At 44.5% G+C, this 21027-nt stretch carries 18 protein-coding genes; 8 read left to right on the plus strand and 10 right to left on the minus strand.

The window, feature by feature from the left end:
• Window positions 1–33: 33 nt before the first annotated feature.
• The 4 genes from AC57BQ_RS23290 to AC57BQ_RS23305 all read right to left on the minus strand — a co-directional run bounded on the left by AC57BQ_RS23290 (window position 34) and on the right by AC57BQ_RS23305 (window position 3848).
• A complete protein-coding gene (locus tag AC57BQ_RS23290; protein ID WP_496408538.1) occupies window positions 34–291 on the minus strand; it encodes a hypothetical protein in 258 nt (85 codons plus the stop codon).
• Between the two features lie 46 nt (window positions 292–337).
• Entirely contained in the window at window positions 338–703 is a 366-nt protein-coding gene (locus AC57BQ_RS23295; RefSeq protein WP_176852188.1) for a response regulator, read from the minus strand.
• Between the two features lie 159 nt (window positions 704–862).
• Window positions 863–1492 carry an NAD(P)H-dependent oxidoreductase gene (locus AC57BQ_RS23300; RefSeq protein WP_496408539.1) on the minus strand — a complete coding sequence of 210 codons (630 nt, stop codon included), beginning with the start codon at window positions 1490–1492 and terminating at the stop codon, window positions 863–865.
• Between the two features lie 109 nt (window positions 1493–1601).
• Window positions 1602–3848: a transglycosylase domain-containing protein gene (locus tag AC57BQ_RS23305; RefSeq protein WP_496408540.1), complete on the minus strand. Its 2247-nt coding sequence runs from the start codon at window positions 3846–3848 to the stop codon at window positions 1602–1604.
• Window positions 3849–3965: 117 nt separating this feature from the next.
• Between AC57BQ_RS23305 and AC57BQ_RS23310 the strand changes: the two genes are divergently transcribed.
• The 3 genes from AC57BQ_RS23310 (at window position 3966) to AC57BQ_RS23320 (ending at window position 6216) form a co-directional block, all read left to right on the plus strand.
• Window positions 3966–5045, plus strand: coding sequence for an Mrp/NBP35 family ATP-binding protein (locus AC57BQ_RS23310; RefSeq protein ID WP_496408541.1), 1080 nt, complete (start codon window positions 3966–3968; stop codon window positions 5043–5045).
• A gap of 138 nt (window positions 5046–5183) precedes the next feature.
• Window positions 5184–5462 carry a NifU family protein gene (locus AC57BQ_RS23315; RefSeq protein ID WP_090473784.1) on the plus strand — a complete coding sequence of 93 codons (279 nt, stop codon included), beginning with the start codon at window positions 5184–5186 and terminating at the stop codon, window positions 5460–5462.
• A 61-nt stretch (window positions 5463–5523) separates the two neighbouring features.
• Entirely contained in the window at window positions 5524–6216 is a 693-nt protein-coding gene (locus AC57BQ_RS23320) for a peptidase associated/transthyretin-like domain-containing protein (protein WP_496408542.1), read from the plus strand.
• Window positions 6217–6331: 115 nt separating this feature from the next.
• Here the strand turns inward: AC57BQ_RS23320 and def are convergent, their stop codons facing one another.
• Together def and AC57BQ_RS23330 are read right to left on the minus strand one after the other, a co-directional pair.
• On the minus strand, window positions 6332–6904 hold the full coding sequence (def, locus tag AC57BQ_RS23325; protein WP_496408543.1) for a peptide deformylase: 573 nt from the start codon (window positions 6902–6904) through the stop codon (window positions 6332–6334).
• A 23-nt stretch (window positions 6905–6927) separates the two neighbouring features.
• Window positions 6928–8154, minus strand: coding sequence for a M16 family metallopeptidase (locus AC57BQ_RS23330; protein WP_496409491.1), 1227 nt, complete (start codon window positions 8152–8154; stop codon window positions 6928–6930).
• A 155-nt stretch (window positions 8155–8309) separates the two neighbouring features.
• Here AC57BQ_RS23330 and hpt point away from each other — a divergent pair, with 155 nt between their 5' ends.
• A complete protein-coding gene (hpt, locus tag AC57BQ_RS23335; RefSeq protein ID WP_496408544.1) occupies window positions 8310–8846 on the plus strand; it encodes a hypoxanthine phosphoribosyltransferase in 537 nt (178 codons plus the stop codon).
• Between the two features lie 118 nt (window positions 8847–8964).
• Here hpt and mfd read toward each other — a convergent pair whose 3' ends face one another.
• Window positions 8965–12321, minus strand: a complete 3357-nt coding sequence (mfd, locus tag AC57BQ_RS23340) for a transcription-repair coupling factor (protein ID WP_496408545.1) — start codon at window positions 12319–12321, stop codon at window positions 8965–8967.
• Between the two features lie 326 nt (window positions 12322–12647).
• On the opposite strand from mfd, the gene AC57BQ_RS23345 reads away from it, so the two are divergent.
• The 3 genes from AC57BQ_RS23345 (at window position 12648) to AC57BQ_RS23355 (ending at window position 14010) form a co-directional block, all read left to right on the plus strand.
• A complete protein-coding gene (locus AC57BQ_RS23345; protein WP_090473790.1) occupies window positions 12648–13061 on the plus strand; it encodes a DUF4199 domain-containing protein in 414 nt (137 codons plus the stop codon).
• Window positions 13054–13383 (plus strand): DUF2752 domain-containing protein, encoded by a 330-nt coding sequence (locus tag AC57BQ_RS23350; RefSeq protein WP_496408546.1) that lies wholly within the window; start codon window positions 13054–13056, stop codon window positions 13381–13383. Before AC57BQ_RS23345 ends, AC57BQ_RS23350 begins: the two co-directional genes overlap by 8 nt.
• A 264-nt stretch (window positions 13384–13647) precedes the next feature.
• Window positions 13648–14010: a TM2 domain-containing protein gene (locus AC57BQ_RS23355; RefSeq protein WP_090473867.1), complete on the plus strand. Its 363-nt coding sequence runs from the start codon at window positions 13648–13650 to the stop codon at window positions 14008–14010.
• A gap of 198 nt (window positions 14011–14208) precedes the next feature.
• On the opposite strand, the gene AC57BQ_RS23360 is transcribed toward AC57BQ_RS23355, so the two are convergent.
• Window positions 14209–15864, minus strand: a complete 1656-nt coding sequence (locus AC57BQ_RS23360; RefSeq protein ID WP_496408547.1) for a M28 family metallopeptidase — start codon at window positions 15862–15864, stop codon at window positions 14209–14211.
• 153 nt (window positions 15865–16017) lie between these two features.
• A complete protein-coding gene (gene ppsA, locus AC57BQ_RS23365) occupies window positions 16018–18468 on the minus strand; it encodes a phosphoenolpyruvate synthase (protein WP_496408548.1) in 2451 nt (816 codons plus the stop codon).
• 201 nt (window positions 18469–18669) lie between these two features.
• Between ppsA and AC57BQ_RS23370 the strand changes: the two genes are divergently transcribed.
• Window positions 18670–19560, plus strand: coding sequence for a helix-turn-helix domain-containing protein (locus tag AC57BQ_RS23370; RefSeq protein WP_496408549.1), 891 nt, complete (start codon window positions 18670–18672; stop codon window positions 19558–19560).
• A 167-nt stretch (window positions 19561–19727) separates the two neighbouring features.
• Here the strand turns inward: AC57BQ_RS23370 and serS are convergent, their stop codons facing one another.
• The gene (gene serS, locus AC57BQ_RS23375) at window positions 19728–21020 is read right to left on the minus strand and encodes a serine--tRNA ligase (RefSeq protein WP_496408550.1); all 1293 of its coding nucleotides are present in this window, start codon (window positions 21018–21020) and stop codon (window positions 19728–19730) included.
• Window positions 21021–21027 lie beyond the last annotated feature (7 nt).

Genomic DNA, 21027 nt, shown 5'->3' on the forward strand with positions numbered 1-21027 from the left:
TATAGCTGACCGGGAAAACTCAGAGAAGAATAATTACATCCTGAACCGAAGGGATACAGACCGGCCTAATGCCTGGGCTAATTCCGGATCAATCAGCGGACCATCTCCCTGTTGTATCCATGCTCCGCGGATATCTTTTTGAAGTGTTATTTTCTCGCCGTTTAATAGTATTTCAAGCTCTGTAGTGGCTTTACTGATCGGCGCTGTGTTTATCTGGTAAACGTGGTCGGTATCGTTATATGTTATTCGTAGTGGCAGACCCATCTTTTTCTCCTCGGGGTAAATATACAATTGTTGTAGTTAAATCGGGCATTTTAAAGAAAACAGTGGCAGATGTTTAGGCGGCCAGCTGGTGCTCAACCGTCTCTATCAGGTTATTCATACCAAAAGGTTTGTGCAGTATATCATCAGGGGCCCCTTCCTGTTTCAGATAGTTTTCGGCATTTTCACTGTCTGTACAAATAATTACCGGAAGGGTTTGGGTTTCTTTGTTCCATTTCAGGAGGCGGCATACATCTATGCCATCTATACCGGGTAAAACGGCATCAAGAATAATAAGATCAGGATGGTTTTGACGGATGTTGCTGAATATATGGACAGCATTGTCGAGGGTAATTACTTCATAACCATTACTGGTTAATATGTATGACATTACCTCCGTCATCAAGCCATTATGGTCAACTATCAAGATCTTCTTTGCCATGATCATTTTTATCATTATGATATATGTGCAAAGGCCATGCCATTGATTCACTTAGCGTTAGGAGAGGAGAAAGAATCAAGATATAAGAGTCAAGAATCAAGAGACAGCTTTTTGTTACAATCTTAACTCTTGGTTCCTGACTCTAATATCTAAATTGTATTAAACGTGGATAAACAACTCTTCTTTTGGGCGGCGCACTTTGATCATTTTGCTGTAAACGTCGTCGTCGGCACGGTGGCCAACGGCAGCGATCACCGAGGTGGTTAAGCCTTTTTCTTTTAAACCTAATATTTCATCAAATTTTTCGGCATCAAAACCTTCCATCGGACCGGCATCAATACCCAGTTCGGCGGCTGCGCTTAACAAAACACCTAAAGCTATGTAGGCTTGCCTGTGTGACCAGGCAATTTTTTGCTCGTCGGTGCGGCTGCTCAGGGTTCCTAAAATTACCTGCTCATAACCTTGCAGGGTTTCGCGGGCAACATTACGGGTTGAGGCAATCAGGTCGATGAATTTTTTACCAAAATCTTCATCAAGCGTGGTTAATGATGCAAAAACGAACAGGGCAGATGAATCTGTAATTTGTGCCTGGTCATAGCCAGCAGCACGCAGTTTGGCTTTGGTTTCCGCATCCTGAACAACAATTACTTTGTATGATTGCAAACCGTATGAGGAGGGTGCCAATTGTACAGCACTTAATAAGCCATCTAATTGTGCAACAGTTAGTTTTTTAGCGGGGTTAAATTTTTTAATGGCAGAGCGCCACTGTAATTTTTCTATGAATGACATGATACTTTCTATTTGTTTAAACAAAATTAGATGTTTAAACATTTAAAATAGTCACCCCGATGTAAATTGGATGTTTAAACATCCAATTTACATCAATACCTATCACAAGCTATAAGTTGGCTTTTTGTTTCAGCTCATCCTCTTTATCATCTTGCTCTTTTCTCAGGCGTCGCTTTTCCTGTCTTATATCCTTCCGGGTTTTGCCGGCAGTATCAATATTGTCAATTTTTAGCTTATACTCCTGCTTAAGAGCTTCAATTTGCTCCTTCAATTTCTCTTTAGCGGTTTTCTCTTTTACCTTTTCCTGCTCTTCTGCCTTTTTGCCGGTAGTATCTTTTTTACCAAAAAGACGCTGAAAGAAATTTGGTTTTTTTACAGGATCTTCCAGTACCGGCATTACTTCATTGTCGTCGCTTTGTTTCATCAGGCTATCGGCAGTAGCGGTATCCACCGGTGCAATGGCCCGGCGCAGGCTTTCCCGCAGACGAACGCCATAAAAGCCGTAAGCGTTGGTATCGCGAGCCGTATAGCCCTTCTGCGCCATTAATTTACCAATAAGGTTAAAGTATCCATGAAGGCCCGGACGCAGCGTGCCATCAGGCTGAAAAGCATATAAGCCACCCTTCGGATAAGGAACAATACTCGCCAGGTAAATACTTTCGCCCAGGCTAAGCTCAGACGGCGATTTGCCAAAATAATAATGTGATGCCTCAGATATACCGTAAATGCCGCGGCCCCATTCAATAATATTCAGGTAAACTTCCAGCATCCGGTTTTTATTCATGATGCGGTTGTTTTCAATCATCCACACGATCAGGATCTCCTCAACCTTACGGGCCAGGGTTTTTTCCCTGCTCAGGAAGGCGTTTTTTACCAGCTGCATAGATATGCCGCTACCACCACGTTTAAATTTGCGTGTTTTAAAATCGGTAACCAGCGATTTACGGAAAGCTTCTTCTACAAAACCATGATTGGTATAGAATGAAGGGTCTTCGGCGGTCATTACCGCATTGCGCAGGTTGGGTGATATCTCGGAAAGAGGAGTAAACTCCGTGTTTTCGGGCCCGATCAGATGCGGCGACATGGGCTTGCCTCTTTCATAAGGCGTGTAAACAAAAGAGCTGTTAAGCTTCGTGAGATCCGTTTTGCCAAACTTCACGATCCGGAAGCCATCCTTGCTCAGACGGGAGTCGAACTGCAGATCGTCAAGTTTGGAGGCATCCATATAAAAATTAAGTGCGTAGTTGAGTTTACCCGCAACCTGTATACCATCCAGGGCATCAAACATCCCCGAAGGGAATGCGTCGAAAATATCCGCCGCATTTAACCAGCCGGTATTGATCTTAAGTTCATATATTTTTACCGGGTTCAGGGTGTACTTGATAAAAGGATGGGCGGTAAGTTTTTTAACATGAATGAGCGATGAGCTATCAACAGATACATAGTTGCTACCCACAAATACATTAGCATCAATAGATGCATCCGGAAAAACAATATTGTCTGATGATATACCCGGGTGATTGATGAGCAGGTTATGTACAGCCCATGAACCATAAATTTTTGTTTCGCCACCACTGTGCTCCACTTTGGTAAGCCTGGTGCTGATGGTATCAAAATTTAATACAAGCTTGAACTTTTTTTGGATGATAGGCAGCTCCACTTTTTTACCATCGGCATAAAGTTTTACATCGATATCTTTATCAGAGGGGTGCATTTTACCAGCAACATGCCAGGTAGCTGCGCCATTATCCACATCAATAGTTGAGGTAAGGTTGCCGTCTTTAATCAGGGCTGTTTTGGCCAGCAGTTTTAGCCGGGTACTGTCGTCCCTGAAACTGATCGAAAAATTAGTCAGGTGAAGGTTGTCTGGGATCTTGTACAGCACTTCGTTCACCAGGTGATCGGCCAGATCGGCCAGGTCAACCTTATCATGCGTGGCGGTAGTATCCTTTTTCTTTTTAAACAGGAAGTCGAAATTTTTAACCCCCTTTACGCTGGTCAGGTTTATAAAACCATCCTGCAAAGAGACATCGGCCAGCTTAATATCGCCAATAATAAGCGGCAATAATTTTACGCTTACCACCAGGTTTTTGATTTGAAGTAAACTGTCGCGCTGTTCGGGCACTATCGAGATGTCTGAGAATGCTACCGTGCTGGAGCCCGTAAAGTGAGCCGAGCCTATTTTTACATCTAAATTATAATCCCTCCTGGCTTTTGCTTTAGCTTTGCTGATAGCTTTTTGAAGCAAGGCCTCACGTTTTGAATAGGCAATATAGCCACCTATTAAAAATATAAGCAGTACGGGTATCAGTATAAATGCGGCTATGCGTATGTATTTAGGATTAAGACGCTTCATGTGTAAATTTTTCCAAAACTAAACTAAATCTTATCCCCTGCAAACGGTTGTTTCTGCAAATTGTTTCTTTAACAAACGCAAATCAACGACCTGTTTTCATAAATTTGCCATAATATTATGATAATTACCAAAGAACAAGTTTTACAAGCCCTGGGCAATGTGGAAGAGCCGGATCTGAAAAAGGACCTGGTTACCCTGAACATGATACAGGATATTCATATAGATGGCAACAACGTTAGCTTTTCGGTGATACTGACCACGCCGGCCTGCCCACTGAAAGCATTAATAGAAAATGCCTGCCGCAATGCCATCAGCCATTTTATAAGCAAAGAGGCTGTGGTGAGCATCAATATGACCTCGAGGGTTACGTCGCAAAAAAATACCGGTGTTCCGGGCGTTAAAAATATTATAGCAGTTGCATCGGGTAAAGGCGGAGTTGGTAAATCAACGGTGGCGGTAAACCTGGCATTAGGACTGGCTAAAGCCGGAGCCAAAGTAGGTTTAATTGATGCCGATATTTACGGACCATCGATACCTATTATGTTTGGGTTGGAGGGCGTACGTCCGCAAGCCAGCGAGGTTAATGGAAAAACACGCATTGAACCGATTGAAAAATATGGCATCAAGCTGTTGTCCATCGGCTTTTTTACTGATCCTAATCAGCCCGTGCCATGGCGCGGACCGATGGTATCAACCGCGGTAAAACAATTGTTTAACGATGCCGACTGGGGCGAACTGGATTACCTGGTGATCGATCTGCCTCCCGGTACCGGCGATATACATATTACGGTTACGCAAACTTTCCCGGTTACGGGTGCGGTAATTGTAACCACGCCGCAAAACGTAGCGCTTGCCGATGCTAAAAAGGGGATAGGGATGTTTTTAATGCCGGCCATTAATGTGCCGATACTAGGTGTGGTCGAAAACATGTCGTACTTTACGCCTGCGGAACTGCCCGATAATAAATATTATATTTTCGGTAAAGGAGGGGGGCAAAAACTGGCCGCGCAGCTGGATGTACCATTTTTAGGAGAAATTCCGTTGGTAAAGGGTATAAGCGACTCCGGCGACGCAGGCAAGCCAACCATACTGGAAGAAGATGGGGTAATGACGCAGGCATTTTTAGAAATGGCCCGCCGTGTGGCGCAGCAAGTGGCTATTTCAAACGCGAAAGCAGTTGGTTCATTAGTTCAATAGTTCACTGGTTTATTTGCGTCTGGTTATTATTGGAGCTATTAATTGTGTAAGATTACATGGTTAAGACCAATGAACTAATAAACTGATGAACAAATAAACAAATTGTTGTAACTTTACTTTTATTATAATTTAGTTAAAATGAGTTTATTAAGTCAAGTAGAGACAGCCTTAGATACCATCCGTCCGTATTTGGAGACTGATGGCGGGAATGTTTCGATTGAGGAGATTACCCCTGAAGGTGTTGTTAAATTAAAGTTGTTGGGTTCATGCGGGTCATGCCCGATGAGCATCATGACGCTTAAAGCCGGGATTGAACAGGCTATTAAAAAAGCTGTTCCGGAAATAACCGGTATTGAGGCCATCAACCTAACAGACATTGACGACCCTAACGCGGTGCTCCCAGAAAATTTGAGATAGTGTTAAGTATTGTTAAAATGCCTGCCTTATTTATGGCATTAACGTACTTTTGATAAAAGTTTTGAAACTTTTTCCGGGCATAGCCTGTAATATATCCGGAGAGGGTGATTGGTATATGAAATATCTGATAGCCATATTATTTTTATTTGTGACAATTGGGGCTCTTGCACAAAAACATGACGATAGGCCCGTTGTGCAGTTTACAGGTGTAGTACATAATGCAGACAGTACCAGTATTATTGTGCCTTATGTTACCATTACCAATACATCGGCGCATAATTCGGCTGGCCAGTCAAACTACAAGGGTTACTTTTCATTTGTGGTGCATGAGCAGGATACCCTGCGCTTTACTTGTGTTGGATATGGACCAGTAACGGTTGTTATACCCGCAAATGTGCCCAATAAAAGCTATACCCTACAGGTGAGCCTGAAACCGCAGATCATTAACCTGCCTACATTTCACGTGTTTCCATGGGCTACTACCGATGAGTTTAAGAAAGATTTTTTAGCTGTGAAACTGGCAGATGATGACCTGGAGATAGCGCGTAAAAATATCAGCCGTACATCGCTGGTGGCTTTAGGAAACGTATTGCCCCGTGACGCGCAGGAAATACAATCGGCCACGGCCCAGGGCATGCATACCAGTATCCTGAATTCACATTCCCTAACACCCAATCCATTACTCAATCCCTTTGCCTGGGGTAGTTTGATCAAACAAATAACCGACTCCGACAATAAGAGCAGTAGTAATTAAGTCTGAAGTTCTGAGTTTGAAGCCATAAGTCTATTTTTTTGATTAGAGTCTTTTCTACCAGGTAAAAACGTGTTTTCGACTTTAGAACTAAAGGCTTCAGACTTACGACTTAAAACTATCTTCCTTTTTTCACGGCCGGGAATTTCATCCGGTAGTCAACGTCAACTATCCCTTTTGATATATCGTTCAGCTTTTTCTCGATCAGGCGTTTGCGCAGCGGACTTAATTTATCAGTGAAAAGTTTGCCCTCAATATGGTCATACTCGTGCTGTATCACACGCGCGGCAAGACCTTTGAAGGTTTCTTCATAATGTTTCCAATCCTCATCGTAATAGGATAGTTTTACTACCGGTTTACGGTATACATCTTCCCTGATATCGGGGATACTTAAGCAGCCTTCGTTGAAGCCCCATTCCTCGCCAGTTTCTTCTAATATGGTAGCGTTTATAAATACCTTTTTAAAACCTTCCAGCTCGGGTTCATCATCACTGAAAACAGAAGCATCAACCACAAATAAACGCATAGACATACCCACCTGCGGGGCGGCTAAACCAACGCCGTGCGCGGCATACATGGTTTCAAACATGTTTTCAACCAATTCTTTTATATGAGGGTACTCGTCTGATTCAATGGCTGTTGCTTTTTTCCTTAAAACAGGATCTCCGTAGGCGATGATAGGATACTTCATTTTACAAAAATACAGGTTTATTCTTATTTAGGTTCAAATTTCAGTGTAATTAGCTTGTCAATATCAAAAATTTCGTTGCTTATTTCCAACAACTGATCGGCTGTTACGGCATTTATTTTGGCAAAAACATCTTCCAGCGTGTCAATATGGTTAAAATCAAGCAAGCTTTTTGCCATTGATATGATCAGGCTCATGCGGTTTTCTTCGGCCAGGGCAATTTGACCAATGAACTTTTCTTTAGCCTGGTGCAACTGCAATGTGCCTAATTTTTGCTCGCGCAGCTTTTTCAATTCTTTATGTACCAGGCGAGAGGCTTTTTCGGCCTTCTCTGCATCGGTTCCAAAATAAATGGAAAAAATACCGGTATCAGTAAGCGCGGTATAGTTTGATTCAATAGTGTAGGCAATACCATACTTTTCACGGATCTCCAGATTCAACCGACTGCTCATGCCCATGCCGCCCAACAAATTATTAAGCAGTAATAAACCGCTTTTGTGTGCATGTGACGATGAATAGGCCTGGTTCCCAATGATACAATGCGTTTGCGATATCGGTTTTTTAACAATATGAATGCCATTTTGATTGGCCTGTGGTGTTATCCTGCTTTTTTGAGCAGAATTTGCTGCAATTCCCCCAAAGTATTTTTCGGATAGTTTGATGATCTTCTTAAAATCGTAATTGCCATGAACGGCAAATATCATTTCGGAAGTACTGTAATTAGCCCGGATAAAAGCCCGGATATCGTCGCCATTCATCCGCCCAACAGATTCGGCGGTCCCTAAAATATTTTTCCCGATGGGGTGATCCTGAAAAAGTAACTCTTCAAAATCGTCCTGTATGGCCTCTTCCGGCTGATCAAGGTAAGAGGCTATCTCATCCAGGATCACGCCTTTTTCTTTTTCCTGCTCATCTTCCGGAAAGGTGGAATGAAACAGGATGTCCTCAAACAGATCCATCGACCGCTCCAGGTGCTGGTTAAGCAACGACGCGTGTATACAGGTATACTCTTTAGTGGTATAGGCATTCAGGTCGGCACCAACCAGTTCCAGTCGGTTTAAAATTTGGTTGGTGCTGCGCCTTTCGGTTTCTTTAAATAGCAGGTGTTCAATGAAATGGGCAAGGCCATCCTGTTGCTCTCCCTCATCGCGTGAGCCGGCATTTACAATAAAACAGCAATGAGTTATGGCAAAGGGCGCGTGCTTGTACAATATGCGGATGCCATTGGGTAAGGTATATGCCTGGTAATCGATCATGGGGTGCAAAGATACGTTATATGCAGTATAATTATTTTGGTGCTATTGTAAGCGATTTATACTATTTTAGGGCAAAAATCGTAATGCGTATGTAATTTACTTAACATACCCAAGTTTAAAAATGCCCCCAAACATTAAAGTAGCCCCCACTTATGAAAATTAAAATTGCCGATCTTGAATTTGAACCCCTTATCAGCGAAAAGTTAATAGTTGAACGTACCAAAGCTATTGGCGAGCAGTTAAACGCAGATTATCAAAACAGTATCCCTGTATTTGTTGGCGTTCTGAACGGCAGTTTTTTGTTTATTGCCGACCTTATCAAACAAATTGAAGGTCCCTGCGAAATTGCCTTTACCAAATTGGCATCCTACTATGGCGGAACCACCAGCAAGCTGAAGATTCGTGATGATATTGATTTGATCATGGATATTAAAGACCGCGATGTGGTTATCATTGAGGATATTGTAGATACCGGCAATACCCTGCATTACCTGATAGATAAGTTAAAACAGCGCAATCCATCATCTATTGCAGTATGCTCTTTATTGTTGAAGCCAGCAGCGTTGCTGAGCCCGATTGAGGAGCTTAAATACGTAGGCTTTGAAATTGAGAACGAATTTGTGGTAGGCTATGGCCTGGATTACCAGGAAATGGGTAGGAACCTGAGAGATATTTATAAGAAGGTGTAAATTCTTCATCACGTCATTGCTAGGTACGAAGCAATCTCTACTTAGGCAGGTCAATTTTCTCTGTATAGTATAGAGATTGCTTCGTACCTCGCAATGACGCTTGTTATAAAATGAGTGTTTAATCTACCCCAACCATACCCACAATTTCATTCAGAAACAATACAGCCTGATCAATGCTGTTTACACCTTCGATGCTGAGACGAAGGGTGTTTTTTACTTCTTTAAGATTGGTGCGGCGCATATTGCTTTGTACAAAGGTGAGTACATTGCGGAAAGCATCCGACTCGAAATATGCTGATTGTTGGTTGCTGATAAAATAACCGCGCAGTACATTCTTTTTAAGTGAGATCTTTTCAAAGCCGATGGCTTTGCCCAACCATTGCATACGCATGGTGTTTAGTAGGTCGTTAACCTGGGGTGGTACTTTACCAAAACGGTCATGCAACTGTTGCTGAAAGGCCGATAGTTCAGCCTCGTTTTCCAATTTGGATAGCTCGGTGTACAGATTATAACGCTCCGATATATTGGTCACGTACTCATCGGGGATCAGGATTTCCAGGTCGGTATCTATCTGGGTAAAGGAAATGAACGGTCGTGGTTTATCATCTGGGAACACGCCTTTAAACTCGTCCTCCTTCAGTTCCTGTATGGCCTCGTCCAGGATCTTATGATACATGTCGAAACCGATTTCGGCAATAAAGCCACTTTGCTCGGCGCCCAGCAGGTTACCGCTGCCGCGGATGTCCAGATCGCGCATGGCCACGTTAAAACCGCTGCCCAGATCGCTGAATTCTTCAATAGCGCTCAGGCGTTTACGGGCCTCGCTCGTTAATGTGGACAATGGCGGACTTAACAGGTAACAATAAGCCTTTTTATTGCTTCGCCCTACACGGCCACGCATCTGGTGCAGATCGCTCAGGCCAAACATGTGGGCGTAATTGATGATGATGGTATTGGCGTTCGGGATATCCAAACCAGCTTCAATAATGGTAGTAGCTACCAGTACATCATACTCGTGGTTCACAAATTTCAGCATCACATCTTCCAGCGCATCGCCCTCCAATTGTCCGTGGGCTATACCAACACGGGCCCGGGGTACCAGTTTGTGGATCATACCGCCCAGTTGTGGCAGATCGGCTACACGATTATGGATAAAGAAGATCTGACCGCCCCGTTCTATCTCAAATTCTACAGCTTCTTTGATCAGCGTATCATTAAACACATGAAGCTCCGTAACCACAGGCTGCCTGTTGGGTGGCGGGGTGGATATAATAGAAAGGTCACGCGCACCCATCAACGAAAAATGCAGCGTACGTGGAATTGGCGTAGCGGTAAGCGTCAACGTATCCACATTGGCACGCATTTGCTTCAGTTTCTCTTTGGTTGATACGCCGAATTTTTGTTCCTCATCAATGATCATCAAGCCCAGATCCTTGAATTTAACATCCTTGCTTACCAGGCGGTGCGTGCCGATAATGATATCAACTTTACCTTCTTTCAGTTTCTCTAAAGTATCCTTGATCTGCCGGCTGGTTTTAAACCGGTTGATGTAATCAATATTGGCGGGGAAGCCTTTGAGCCTGTCGGTAAATGTTTTGTAGTGCTGGGCCGCTAAAATGGTGGTTGGTACCAGTATGGCTACCTGCTTGCTATCGGCTACGGCTTTGAATGCCGCGCGAACGGCAACCTCGGTTTTACCAAAACCCACATCCCCGCAAATCAGCCGGTCCATCGGGTGCGGCGATTCCATGTCCTTTTTAAAGTCGGCGGTGGCTTTTTCCTGGTCTGGTGTATCCTCATAAAGGAAGGAGGCTTCCAGCTCGGTTTGCAGGTAACTATCGGGCGAAAAGGCATTCCCTTGCTGGGCCTTACGCAGGGCGTAAAGCTTGATCAGGTCGCGGGCTATGTCCTTAACTTTTTTTTTTGTTGTTTTCTTAAGACGTTCCCAGGTATCGGTACCCAGTTTATTCATCTTAGGCACCGTACCCTCTTTGCCGCTGTATTTGGATATGCGATTAAGCGAGTTGATGTTTACATACAGCAGATCATTATCCGCGTAAATCAGGCGGATCATCTCCTGCTGTTTACCGTTAACCTCCACTTTTTCCAGACCGGCATATTTGCCAATGCCATGGTCAATATGGGTAACGTAATCGCCGGGTTTCAGGTCGCGCAATTCCTTAAGCGTGATGGCTTGCGAACGCTGGTAGCCTTTTTTGAGCTTGTATTTATAATAGCGGTCAAAGATCTGGTGATCGGTATAGCAGGCCAGTTTTTGTTCCTGGTCCACAAAACCTTCGCGGATGGAAACGCTGATGGGGGTGAATTTTACGGTTTTGTCCAGATCGTCCAAAATGGCATATAAACGCTCCACCTGCCGGGCCGAATCGGTGAGGATAAAATTCTCGATCTTATCGGCCTCGTTGTTTTTAAAGTTGTGGATAAGCAGTGTAAAATCTTTATTGAACGAAGGCTGCGGCCGCATCTCAAAATTGATGGAGGTAGTAGGCTGATAGAAGAACTGCTTGCCAAACTCCACCACCGGGAAATCAAATAGCTGGTCGGCTATCAGTTTCTCGTCGGTAAAACCAAACTTAGGATCTATCCATTCCGGGTTCTGTGTTTTTTCTTCGGCCGAGAGGGCTTTCCACAGGTTCACCGCTTTTTTAAAGCCGGTTTGGATAATGTCCAGTGTAAACTGCACATCTTTTATCCATATCTGTGTACCGGGCTCCACATATTCCAGCAGCGAAATATTGCTTTCAGTTAAAAACTTAGATTGTACATTGGGTACAATGGTGATGCTTTTAACCTGCTCAACAGACAGCTGGCTTTCGATCTCGAACGTGCGGATCGACTCAATAGAATCACCAAAGAACTCTATCCGGTATGGCAGGTTATGTGAAAACGAGAAGATATCAACAATGCCGCCGCGTACAGAGAATTGCCCGGGCTCGTAAACAAAATCAACCCGGTCAAAATCATACTCAATTAAAAACTCGTTGATAAACTCAATGCTCAGCTTGCTGCCAACGGCTATTTCCAGTGTGTTTTTTTCAAGCGAAGCACGATCAATTACCTTTTCTGCAAGAGCTTCCGGATAGGTCACGATCAGTTGTCCAAACTCGGTAGAGTGGCTAAGCTCGTTCAGGACCTCGGCACGGGCCAATACATTGCTGCTATCTGGCTGGGTAAATTCAAAGGGTTTGCGGTAGGATGAAGGAAAGAGTAGGGCTTCTTTCCCGGTAAGGTTTTCAATATCAGCCTGAAAAAAGCCGGCTTCTTCCCGGTCGGGCAGTACAAATACCATGTGCTTGTGCTGCAAAAAATACAATGCTACCGCCATGGCCGAATCACTTGACCCGACTAAACCACGTAGCTGTATTCTGGGATTTTTTGAAGCGTTTAGGGCTGTTGCCAACGCTTTGATCCTGTCATCAGCTTTGTATCTGTCTAAAATATCACGGATGTTCAAAACTGATGCAAATGTACGTAAAAGATTTGGGGAGAGCGTAGGGAGCAAGGATTTTGGGAACAAGGACCGAGGGAACAAAGATTTATGGAGCAAGGAATAAGGATTTGGAAAAGCAAGGGTTTTATAATCACTGTTTCAGAAAAGCCCGTAGCCGGGAGTATTTTATTCTTTGCTCTAAAAATCCTTGCTCTTTGTTCCCCAAATCCTTACTCCAAAAATCTTTGCTTCAAAATGAAACAATCTCTATGAATTATTACTTTTTAATGGTAAATTCAATAAACTTATCATTATTACCTACCTATTGTTTTAACCTAATTTTATAAACCATGAAGAATGCAATTATTTGGGGTATTATCATTGGCGTATTAAGTGGAATATGGATGTTTGTGATGCACGGTTCGGGCATTTCACCAACCGACGAAAAAGTGGCCACATTGGAGTACTTTTCGTTTTTGATTCCGGCCCTGGGGCTATTTGCCGGGATTTATAGCTATCGTAAAAACGACTGTAAAGGTCAGATGGGTTTTTTAGAAGCCCTGATACAAAGTTTTAAGATATTAATTGCGGGAGGTATTGTAACTGTTTTTGCCACCATATTATATTTTAGCTACGCGCATGTGTCCATGAACAATGTAATGGAAGCGTCGTCGGGCCGTATATTCGGCGCTTTGCTGGTAGGTGTGCTGCTGGCGTTTGCCGTATCTTTACTGTTCCATAACAAAGCGAACAAGGTTGATTAAACGGCTCTTTTCAAAATATTTTGAATTGGTTTTCTGGGTAGCGGCCATGCTGACCCTGGCTTTTAGTAAGCCAGGCGCCGAATCGCATTTTACGCTGTGCCCTTTAAAACTCATGGGCTTTAAGTGGTGCCCCGGTTGCGGACTGGGGCATTCCATCATTTATTTGTTTCATGGTGATATCGGCAATTCTTTTCACGCCCATTGGTTGGGCATCCCCGCCGTGCTTGTTATTTTTCATAGGATTTATGTTTTAGGCAAAGACAGACTGGGTTTTGGGCATGGGTTTAAAGATAGTGGCGAGGGCTCTGCACCGGCTGATTGATAACCAATTATAACTAATTTTGTCATCCTAAACGCTTGAAGGACCTTCTTCACAACGTGTATCGTCGATTTGTCATCCGAAGAAGATCCTTCGTTCCTCAGGATGACAATTCAAGAATAGTGAATATTCAGGTTATTATTTTACCGCCAAAACCCACCCGCTCACCGACTTGTTCCCGCTGCTAACCAGTTTTCCATAGGCTCGTTTTGCTTATCGTAATACCTTTATATCATCAAACAAACGATAATCTTAAAAGCTACTAAAATGAACACTTACCCAAACCCATATATGATGTTCGACGGAATGACACCCGAAGAGTTTTCCTTTTTACAACAGGCAACAGCATCATTAACAGAAAATCAACAGCGGTATTTTATAAACATTTACGGCGGTAAAAGAAGAAATCCGCAGGATATTATGCTGGCTACTTTACTCGGTTTTGTAGGCGTATCCGGAGTGCAGCGCTTCATGACCGACCAGATAGGCATGGGCCTGGTTTACTTTTTTACCGCCGGCTTTTGCTTTATCGGCACCATTGTCGACCTGATCAACTACAAAAACATTGCTACCGATTACAACAAACAAATGGCTTTTGAAAGCTTCAACATTGCTAAAATGAGCAACTAAATAAGCCCTTTGGGGTGATAGTTTCACTATATATATACAATAAAAAAATCCACCTTCTGTTACGGGGTGGATTTTTTAGTTTGTAAAAGAAGAATGATCATGCTGAACTTGTTTCAGCATCCCACAGGACAATTGGTCATTATAACGCAACCATGCTAATGAGATGCCGAAACAAGTTCGGCATGACCCGGAGAAATATTATTTCGCCAACGCCTTATCCCTTACAGCCTTAAATTCCGAATGAGGTTTCCAGCCAGGGACGGTGGTTTCGTTACTGAGCTTGGTGCCTATGCGGTAAAGAATATCAGCTATTTGTGCCATACCGGTAGCGTCCATGTCCGCACTGTAATTATCGGCCGGTTGATGATAGCGCTGCTCATTGTATTCCTTTTGCTTGTCTTCACCATAGGATGCACCTTGCGTTTTGCTTACGCTGCCATTGTTAATGTCAAGGGCCGGAACACCCAGCTTGGCAAAGTTAAAATGATCAGACCGGTAATAGCTTCCCGCTCCCGGGTGACGGTCGCCTACTGTAGTAAGGCCATCCTGTTTGGCTATGTCGGCCACATAATCTTCCAGGTCGTTTTGGCCCTTGCCGGTTATGGCGATGTCTTTAGTTTCGCCATAGCTGCCCAGGGCATCCATATTCAGATCGGCAATGGTTTTGTTGAGCGGATAAACAGGGTGGGTGGCATAATACTCAGAACCCAGCAAGCCCTGCTCCTCGGCGGTTACCGCTAAAAATACGATGGAGCGTTTCGGTTTTTCTTTAGCCTGCTGAAATGCTTTGGCTACGCTGATGATAGCGGCTACACCACTGGCATTATCCACCGCGCCGTTGTAAATACTGTCGCCTTTGGCATCGGGTTTTCCGATACCCAGGTGATCCCAGTGAGCGGTATACAAAATGTATTCGTTAGGCGATGTGCTGCCTTTTATAGTGCCGATAACATTATGCGAAGTAGAATATTTAAGCTTATTATTGATAGTTAAAGAAACCGACCTGTTAAGCGGAACGGCCTTGAAGCTTTTGCTGCGGGCAATGGCACGCAGATCGCCGGTGATGCCCACATCTGCAAAAAGTTTTTTGGCCGCGTCTTCCGTGATCCAGCCTTCCACCTTACAGCGTGATAGATGTTTATCTTTTTGAGTAAGGTAAAGCTTGGCTCCAGAGTTACTGTTGGATACCACGCTCCAGCCATAGCTGGCCGGCTCCGTTTGGTGTACAATAATAACACCGGCGGCACCCTGGCGGGCGGCTTCTTCAAATTTGTAGGTCCAGCGGCCATAATAGGTCATGGTATCGCCTTTAAATATAGTTGGGTCGCCGCTTTTAAAGCCGGGATCATTTACCAATACAACTACTGTTTTGCCTTTTACGTCCAGCCCGGCATAGTCATTCCAGTGAAATTCGGGGGCAACAATGCCGTAGCCGGCAAAAACAAGGGGTGAGTTCTTAAGCTGAACGGAATCAACCTCACGGCGACTAAAAGTTACAAAATCGGTCAATTTATGCAAGCTCATAGGCGATTTACCGCCGCTGATCTCCATGGTTTCGGATGGTTGACTGGTGATCTCCACCATAGGAACATCCTGCAAATAGCTCCCGTTATTACCAGGCTCCAGGCCTGCTTTTTTAAACTCGGATGAGATATAAGCAATGGATTTTGCTTCGCCGGCAGTAAAAGGCTTGCGGCCCAGGAGCGAATCATTAGCCAGTACGGCGATGTGCGATTTGATCTCCTCGGGAGTTATAGCTTTAGCCGTTTCCTGACCCTCTTTTTTATTCTGGCTGCATCCGGCCAGCAGGGCAATGCCGCCTATGGCCAATAGGTAATGGTATTTGTTTTTCATTAGGGATAATTAATGTGTTTATCCCAAATGTAGCTAAAGGAAATGCTTAGTGCAAGCGGGTTTGACAAAGACACACCATGATAACAACAAAAAGCGGCCCCCTAAAAGCCGCTTTTGTTTTGTTATTTGTTTTTGTCGGTACTATGAACTTGGTTAGGCTATCTGCCGCTGTTGGTAGGCAGCCTGGTCTTCAATTTTTTTGATCGCTTCAACCGTTTTTAGGAACGAATCGGGCGTTATCGAAATGCTGTCGATGCCTTCTTCAACCAGAAACTGTGCAAAGTCGGGATAATCTGATGGGCCCTGACCGCAGATTCCCACCTTGATGCCGGCTTTTTTTGCCGCCTTGATCAATTGGGAGATCATCATTTTTACGGCCTCGTTGCGTTCGTTATAAATGTCAGCCACTAGGGCTGAGTCGCGATCGAGCCCGAGCACCAGTTGGGTCAGATCGTTTGATCCGATAGAGAAACCATCAATATACCGGGCAAACTGATCGGCCAGTATCACGTTGGATGGGACCTCGGCCATCAGGTATACCTCCAATCCGTTTTCACCGCGAACCAGGCCGTATTCCTTCATGGTTTCATAAACCCGCAACAGCTCATTAATGGTACGGCAAAAAGGGATCATCACCACCACATTTTTCAATCCCATGATTTCGCGTACCTTTTTTATCGCGCGGCATTCCATCCCGAAGGCCTCTTTATAAGCAGCAGAGTAATAGCGCGAAGCTCCCCGCCACCCGATCATCGGGTTTTCTTCTGATGGTTCAAAGTAACTACCACCAGGCATGCTGGCATATTCGTTGGTTTTAAAATCAGAGAACCGTACAATCACCTTGTGCGGATAAAAGGCCGAAGCTATTTTACCAATCCCGAAGGAGAGCTTGTCTATAAAATAAGTTTGCTCATCGGCATAGCCTTTAATGGTATCTTCAATCAGCGAGGTTAAAGCTTCGTCATTCAGCTCCCGGTGCTGAAGCAGCGCCTGTGGGTGTATTTTAATATAATTGCTGATAATAAACTCCTCGCGCGCCAGGCCCACCCCGCAATGCGGATAACCGGCCAGTTTAAAAGCGATATCGGGTGAAGCCACATTCATCATGATGGGTGTATCAACGGTAGGCAAGATGCTCAGGTCATACTCCTGTATTTTAAAAGGAATCTCTCCGGCATAAATGTACCCGTTTTCGCCCTCGGCACATGATACCGTTACCTGCAGACCTGTGCTCAACAACTCCGTAGCATTTCCGCAGCCCACAATAGCCGGTACGCCCAGCTCCCGGGCCACAATAGCCGCATGGCAGGTGCGCCCGCCTTTATTGGTGACAATAGCCGCCGCCTTTTTCATCAGGGGTTCCCAGTCGGGATCGGTCATGTCGGTTACCAGTACATCACCGGCTTTAAAGTTCAGTTGCGCCAGGGAAACGGTATCCGCGTTCTCCAGCAGATGCACCCGACCGGTAGCGATTTTATCGCCAACGGCAATGCCCTGTAACAGTAATTGTGTGCTTTTAGCTTTTGCATCCATGCTAAAGATCTGCAGGGTCTGCTGCGCTTTGCGCGAATGGATGGTTTCGGGGCGGGCCTGTACAATATAAAGCTGCTGCGTTTCGCCATCAACCGCCCATTCCACATCCATTGGGCACCATTTGCCTTTAAGTGCGGTGTAATAGTTTTCGATAGCCACCACCCAAGCGGCCAGTTGCAGGGCCATATCATCGGAAAGGCAAAAGCGAGCTTTTTCGGTTTCGGTGGTGGGTACTACTTTTACACGCGGCTCGTTGGCTTCGCCGTAAACCATTTTGCTATCCTTGGTGCCTAATTTTTTTTCAATCAAAGGGCGGAGATTCGGTTTTCCGAGCAGGGGTTTAAATATGGTAAATTCATCGGGCTTTACAGCTCCCTGCACAACCATTTCGCCCAGGCCAAAAGCACCGTTGATCACCACCACATCTTTAAAACCACTTTCAGTATCGAGCGAGAAAGCCACCCCGGAAGCGCCAATATCGGAGCGCACCATTTTTTGCACACATACCGAAAGCCCAATCTGGAAATGATCATAGCCAAAACTTTTGCGGTAGCTAATGGCACGATCAGTAAACAGCGATGCAAAGCAATTGCGTATGGCATCCAGCAGGTCGTTGGGGCCGGCAATATTTAAATAAGTATCCTGTTGCCCGGCAAAAGAAGCATCGGGCAGGTCTTCGGCAGTAGCGGATGAACGTACAGCCACATCAACATCCATTTTCTGGTAATAGGCACACAAAGCATCATAAGCATCGGCAACCTGCATTTTGATCTCTTTGGGGAATTCTCCATCACGGATAAGCCTGCGGATTGTTCCGCCGCATTGTTTAAGCTGCGTCAGGTCATCCACATCTGTTTCGCTGATGAGCGTGCTGATCAGCACGTCGAGATGGTTGTATTTTATAAAACTGTAATAAGCATCGGCAACAACAATAAATCCAAAAGGGATGTCGATACCTAATAGCTTCAAATTTTGAAGCATTTCGCCAAGAGAGGCGTTTTTGCCGCCAACACGATCAATATCGTTGATGCCGGCCTCGTTTAGCTGCAAAATATAGTTTGTTGTTTCCATCTGCATTTTTTTAAACAAAGCTATCGGATAAAACGTTCGGAAACTGGAGCTTATATACAATAAATGATACTATATTAACCATTTTATTTTATTTTTGAGATATATAAGTGATAATAATATAATTTATAAAAATAGAGTAAGGGTCCTTGGAGCAAGGAACAAAGATTTAAAATCACTAAATCAATAATTCAGTAATTAAAAATGAAGGCAAGGTTAAAAAAGCTCAGTACCCCGGCTAATCAGTCGTTCAGCCTGCAGCTTACCGCGCATTATCATTCTTATAACGAATTGCATTATCACCCCGAAATTGAGCTCATTTACATTATGGAAGGGCATGGGGTACTGTTGGTGGGTGATAAAATAGAACCTGTTGCCGCGGGCGATCTGCTGATGATTGGTGGAAACCTGCCTCATTTATTCCGGTTTGATAGCCATACCTTTGAATACCCTTTGCAAAAGCAGGGCCGAATAAAGCTGCCGGTACAATTGCTCACATTGCATTTTAACCCCGATATATTTGGCGGACAGTTTATCAATTTGCCCGAAAATGAATATCTGCGTACCGCGATACGTCGGGCCGGGAACGTACTCGCGTTTCAGGGCAGTTTGCGGATACGCTTAATTGTTTTGTTAAACCAATTGCTTCAGGCTGCTGCCAGCGAACGGATCCCTTTACTGATGCAATTACTGGCATCCATTGCCAGCGAAAGGGAATACCGCTCCTTAAACCCGCAGATAAAGCAACATACCTTTAACGCGGGGGATGAAACCCGGCTCACTAAAATTTACCTGTACACGCTTAATAATTTTCACCGTGTTATTACCCTGAAGGAAATAGCGGCCGTTATTTATATGGTGCCCAATGCCTTTTGCCGGTATTTTAAATCGCGGGTGCACAAAAGTTATTTTGATTTTTTGCTGGAAGTGCGCGTGAACCACGCCTGCAAGCTGCTGAAAGAAACGGACTACAGCATTGTTATCATTAGTTATGAATCGGGTTTCTCCAACCTCTCCAATTTTAACCGGCATTTTAAGGCGATTACGGGGAAAAAGCCTTTGGCTGTGCGGAAGGAATTTCAGCGGTATTTGTAGACCTCTCCCAACCCTCTCCAAAGGAGAGGGCTTTAGAACAAATATGTCATTGCGAGGAGGAACGACGAAGCAATCTCCTCACATGTGTGAACGCGAGGAGATTGCCACGCTATCGCTCGCAATGACATGTTGGTTTTTACTTTGCTATTACGAGGAAAGAGCCGGCTTTAATCAATCCACTCAAATTTCGTATACGGTACCAATACTTCCGGTACCCGGATGCCTTTTTCGGTTTGGTTGTTTTCCAGCAGGGTGGCTACAATACGGGGCAGGGCCAGGGCGCTGCCGTTGAGGGTGTGGGCCAGCTGGGTTTTACCTTCGGTATTGCGGAACCGCAGTTTGAGGCGGTTGCTCTGGAATGTTTCGAAGTTTGATACGGATGATACTTCCAACCAACGCTGCTGCGCGGCGCTCCAGGTTTCCATATCATAAGTTAAAGCAGAGCCAAAACCCATATCGCCGCCACAAAGGCGTAATACACGGTAAGGTAAGCCTAATTTTTGCAGCAGACCTTGCACATGGGCGCTCATCTGTTCCAAAACCTCGTAAGAACGGTCGGGTTGTACTACTTGTACAATTTCTACCTTATCAAACTGGTGTAAACGGTTCAATCCGCGTACATGCGCGCCGTATGAACCCGCCTCGCGACGGAAGCATGGTGTATGCCCGCAGTTTTTTACCGGCAGGTCTTCACCTTTCAATATCACATCGCGGTACATGTTGGTGATCGGCACTTCAGCTGTTGGTATCAGGTATAAATTATCAACACCAACATGATACATTTGGCCTTCTTTATCAGGCAGCTGTGATGTGCCAAAGCCAGATGCTTCGTTTACCATCAGGGGCACGCTTACTTCGCTATAGCCCGCTTTTTCGGCTTCATCAATAAAAAAGTTGATGAGGGCACGCTGTAGTTTAGCGCCTTTATTTTTATATACGGGAAAGCCTGCGCCTGTTATTTTAACGCCCAGTTCAAAATCAATCAGGTTATATTTTGCGGCCAATTCCCAGTGCGGGAGGGCATCGGAGGGCAGGTTGGGTTTTGAACCGTTTTCCAATACCACTTCGTTCTCCTCGGGAGTTAAACCTTTGGGTACAGAGCTATGGGGCAGATTGGGCAGTAATACCAGTTTTTGATATAGTTCTTCTTCAATAGCGGCCTGGTTATCAGTTTCTGTTTTAACTATATCTTTTAATGTCTTTAGATTAGTAATTCCGTCAGTTGATCCCGATTTCAGAGCCTCAGCTTCCTGAGATTTACCCGCACGCATAAGTTCGCCAATCAACTTAGATGTCGAGTTAATTTGATTTTGAATGTTTTCCAAATACACTTTAGTCGAACGCGACTTGCTGTCTAACTGAATTATTTCATCAACCAGTTCGGTCTGTTTAAAATTTTTTACAGCCAAACGTTCTAAAACCTGTTCCCGGTTATCGCGGATATAACTAACTTGCAGCATTATTTTA

The organism is Mucilaginibacter sp. BGA-UO-ETr-C110 (assembly GCF_059567985.1).

What these genes read in the sequence shown, in the direction of transcription:
- AC57BQ_RS23295 (WP_176852188.1), bottom strand. Translation starts at nt 703, where the DNA reads ATGGCAAAGAAGATCTTGATAGTTGACCATAATGGCTTGATGACGGAG.
- AC57BQ_RS23300 (WP_496408539.1), bottom strand. Translation starts at nt 1,492, where the DNA reads ATGTCATTCATAGAAAAATTACAGTGGCGCTCTGCCATTAAAAAATTT.
- AC57BQ_RS23305 (WP_496408540.1), bottom strand. Translation starts at nt 3,848, where the DNA reads ATGAAGCGTCTTAATCCTAAATACATACGCATAGCCGCATTTATACTG.
- AC57BQ_RS23310 (WP_496408541.1), top strand. Translation starts at nt 3,966, where the DNA reads ATGATAATTACCAAAGAACAAGTTTTACAAGCCCTGGGCAATGTGGAA.
- AC57BQ_RS23315 (WP_090473784.1), top strand. Translation starts at nt 5,184, where the DNA reads ATGAGTTTATTAAGTCAAGTAGAGACAGCCTTAGATACCATCCGTCCG.
- def (WP_496408543.1), bottom strand. Translation starts at nt 6,904, where the DNA reads ATGAAGTATCCTATCATCGCCTACGGAGATCCTGTTTTAAGGAAAAAA.
- hpt (WP_496408544.1), top strand. Translation starts at nt 8,310, where the DNA reads ATGAAAATTAAAATTGCCGATCTTGAATTTGAACCCCTTATCAGCGAA.
- AC57BQ_RS23345 (WP_090473790.1), top strand. Translation starts at nt 12,648, where the DNA reads ATGAAGAATGCAATTATTTGGGGTATTATCATTGGCGTATTAAGTGGA.
- AC57BQ_RS23355 (WP_090473867.1), top strand. Translation starts at nt 13,648, where the DNA reads ATGAACACTTACCCAAACCCATATATGATGTTCGACGGAATGACACCC.
- AC57BQ_RS23360 (WP_496408547.1), bottom strand. Translation starts at nt 15,864, where the DNA reads ATGAAAAACAAATACCATTACCTATTGGCCATAGGCGGCATTGCCCTG.
- ppsA (WP_496408548.1), bottom strand. Translation starts at nt 18,468, where the DNA reads ATGGAAACAACAAACTATATTTTGCAGCTAAACGAGGCCGGCATCAAC.
- AC57BQ_RS23370 (WP_496408549.1), top strand. Translation starts at nt 18,670, where the DNA reads ATGAAGGCAAGGTTAAAAAAGCTCAGTACCCCGGCTAATCAGTCGTTC.
- serS (WP_496408550.1), bottom strand. Translation starts at nt 21,020, where the DNA reads ATGCTGCAAGTTAGTTATATCCGCGATAACCGGGAACAGGTTTTAGAA.